Origin of the sequence: Fodinibius sp. (genome assembly GCF_041642155.1) — a bacterium.
Classification (GTDB): Bacteria; Bacteroidota; Rhodothermia; order Balneolales; family Balneolaceae; genus Fodinibius.
In genome coordinates, this window is record NZ_JBEPWZ010000303.1 from 1 (window position 1) to 3,509 (window position 3,509).

Genomic DNA, 3,509 nt, shown 5'->3' on the forward strand with positions numbered 1-3,509 from the left:
GTGCTGGTGGGAGATCTGCCTGATGCCTTGCGCGAAGACGCCGAGATGTATGCCGGTTGTGTTTCAGGGGCTGTCCAGAAGGAGGAATACCTCGGGTACATTGAAGACCTTGGATTTGAAAATATTAGCATCCAGAAGGAAAAGCCTATTATTATTCCCGATGAAATACTGGCCAAATATTTATCCGAAGAAGAAATCGAAGAATTTAAGAATGGAGATCCTGGTATTTACAGTATTACGGTTTTCGCCCAGAAGCCGGGCGGGGAATCTGACTCCATAAAAATGCGGCAAAAAATGGAAACAACAGGCGCTGGTTCTGGATGCGGCCCGGATTCGGGCTGTTGCTAATTACCTTGCCGATTTCACTGCAGATATCCTGAAATTATATCCACCGTTCCGTATTTCAGCTGCGGAACGAAGAGTACATGTTGACTGCAATGCCACAAGATTGAATGTCGAAACGGATTAACAATTAAGTATATGCATCCAGATTTAACCTCCTACATCCAAAGCTTACAGAATGAGGCTTCGGATATCACCAGGGAGCGCAAAAGTAAGCTGACAAAGCTCGCTGATTATATTCGAACTAAAAAAGATTCCGGGCAGCCGGCCAGGCTTACTTTTATCTGCACGCATAACAGCCGACGAAGTCACCTTTGCCAGATTTGGTCAGCGGTAACGGCCGACTACCTGGGACTGGATCAGATTGAAACTTTTTCGGGGGGTACTGAGGCCACGGCTTTTAATCCCCGTGCGGTGGCGGCCGTAGAGCGGGCGGGATTCAACGTAGAAAACCCGGGCGGGAAGAATCCTCGATACAAGGTATTTTTTGACGAGGATAAAGAACCGCTGATCTGCTTCTCTAAAACATATGATGATTCCTATAATCCCCGTAAAAATTTTGCGGCTGTTATGACCTGCACCGACGCCGACGAGAACTGTCCGGTCGTTCCCGGTGCCGAAATACGATTTTCCATTCCATACGTTGACCCCAAAGAATCGGACGGCACGTCAAGGGAGAAGCAGACCTACGACCAGCGCTGCAGGCAAATTGCGGCGGAAATGTATTATTTGATGTCACAAGTATGAGATTTCATGTCCGATACGCATTCTATGACCTGTTGAATAGGTATGAATCGCTAAAAATCGAATTTATTAACTGGAAGATGTACCCGTAACTAAGTTCATATTGGTTGGTAACACAGCTATTTAATCGAATATTAACAATGAAATATGATTCAAGTGAATACGATGGCATTTGAGCCGTTGAATACGTTGCTGATGGGCCGGAAACGACTTGTCGATCTTAGCTGCCCCTGCTCGAAAAAATAACGCCACTACATGCCAGCAGGTCATACAGTGTGCCTTGGTTAAAACAGACCAACTGACCGAGAAGTTGTTTACTGGGAATCCCGTTTAAGAAGTTACACTGTCAGCATACCTTAACGCTGATTTTTCGAAAACTTTTACCAAAAGAAATTAAATACGAATGAGTACACCCGCACCAACCAAAAAAATGAGTTTTCTCGATCGATACCTGACGCTGTGGATTTTTGTCGCCATGGCTATAGGAGTGGGGATCGGTTATTTCATTCCGTCTACCTCCCAATTCATCAATTCATTCAGCAGCGGGTCCACCAATATTCCCATTGCCATTGGACTGATTTTGATGATGTACCCGCCGCTGGCCAAAGTGGACTACAAACTGCTGCCAAAGGTTTTCAAGGATGTGAAAGTGCTCAGTATTTCGCTGGTGCTAAACTGGATCGTGGGTCCGGTGCTGATGTTCGCCCTGGCCGTTATCTTTTTGCAGGATTATCCGGAGTATATGGTGGGACTGATTCTGATCGGACTGGCCCGTTGCATCGCTATGGTGCTGGTCTGGAACGACCTGGCCGAGGGCAGCAGTGAATACGGAGCCGGACTGGTTGCGTTAAACAGCATCTTTCAAGTCTTTGCTTATAGCTTTTACGCGTGGATTTTCATCACCAAACTACCGCCGCTGCTGGGTTTTGAGGGAGCCATTGTCGATATCTCCATATATACGGTAGCCGAAAGCGTGGCCATTTACCTGGGAATTCCCTTCCTGGCCGGCATGCTCAGCCGGTTCGGACTGGTCCGCCTGAAAAGCAGGCAGTGGTACGAGGAAACCTTTTTGCCGGCTATTTCACCGGTGACCCTCATTGCACTGCTGTTTACCATCGTGGTAATGTTCAGCCTCAAGGGAGAACTTATTGTTCAAATCCCGATGGATGTGGCCCGCATTGCCGTACCACTGTTAATCTATTTTGTGCTCATGTTCTTCATCGGGTTTGCCGTGAGCAAAATGATGGGTGCCGAGTATGACAAGAATGCGTCCATTTCGTTTACGGCCGCCGGCAATAATTTTGAACTGGCTATTGCCGTTGCCATTGCGGTATTCGGTCTCAACAGCGGACAGGCCTTTGCCGGTGTTGTAGGGCCTCTTATTGAAGTTCCGGCGCTGATAGCACTTGTTAACGTAGCGTTTTGGCTCAGGGATAAATATTACAAGGCCGCATCAGCTCCGGCTTACCGGGATTAGGAGGTATTCCAATCCGGCATTCTAATTATGAATATTCAGCCCGCTTGAATTTGACCATATTGGACAAAAATTCTCTGGTATTATTGGCAATAGTCTTGACCGCCTCTCCTGACGATCGCCACATTTATTTCAAAGCTTCATTCTTGCATTAAAAGCATTTTAATTTCAGAAATCTATATTTATCAGATTTATTTTACAACTGATTTCAAGTGTACAAATCCGGTGTGTCATATTCTGTCACTCGTCATCGTTATTCCTTAACAAAATCTTCCACCAAACATGATTCTTTATGCCATACCTGAATCAAGAAGAGTTAGACAAATTATCTGCGCGCATATTACCCATTGAGAAAGGGGATGGCATGACACCCGAGACAGCCTGTGTCTTTCAAGGGATAAATCAATTTGAGCCCCCCCAGTTTGGGGCATATGATTATTTGATAACACTAAAAGCCTCCGGCTTACTTTGTTAGCATGCAGTGTTTTACTTATAATAGTAGGGTCTTTTGTTTAATGGTATGGTCTTTTGTTTCATTTCCTAACGTGAAAATATTCTTTTAATATTAAAATAATGTTCAATTATACATTTATTTTTTCTTTTATACTGTCATTATGGATGCTTTCCTGCACCCAAAACTCACAGGTCGGCCAGACAGAGATTACGAAATGGCAGCATGACAAAAAGGGTGCCATTTCCATCACTTATGATGACGGTTACGGCACCCAGTTTAAAAATGCGATGCCCATAATGGACCGCCTTGGATTACCGGGGACATTTTTTATTGTCACAGGAGTAATGGAGGGGTCTGAATATCGCCCGAAGTTTTTAGGACGTTCTGTAGAGGAGATTATTCAAGATACCAAAACGATACCTACCAATGAGGATAATTTCTTTGAAAGAGCATCCGCTGTAAATTACATAGGTTATAAAGAGGCTTTCGAGTACC

The 3,509-nt window shown here is 44.9% G+C and carries 3 protein-coding genes and 1 pseudogene; all 4 read left to right on the forward strand.

Annotated elements, in window-relative coordinates; translation table 11 throughout:
- Positions 1-348: pseudogene (locus ACESLU_RS13065) on the forward strand (arsenite S-adenosylmethyltransferase); the annotation flags it as partial.
- A 132-nt stretch (positions 349-480) separates the two neighbouring features.
- Entirely contained in the window at positions 481-1,089 is a 609-nt protein-coding gene (locus tag ACESLU_RS13070) for a protein-tyrosine-phosphatase (RefSeq protein ID WP_372639074.1), read from the forward strand.
- Positions 1,090-1,489: 400 nt separating this feature from the next.
- Complete coding sequence (arsB, locus tag ACESLU_RS13075; protein ID WP_372639075.1) at positions 1,490-2,563, forward strand: ACR3 family arsenite efflux transporter; 1,074 nt, start codon at positions 1,490-1,492, stop codon at positions 2,561-2,563.
- A 615-nt stretch (positions 2,564-3,178) separates the two neighbouring features.
- The coding region (locus ACESLU_RS13080) for a polysaccharide deacetylase family protein (RefSeq protein WP_372639076.1) at positions 3,179-3,509 on the forward strand (331 nt) is incomplete at its 3' end.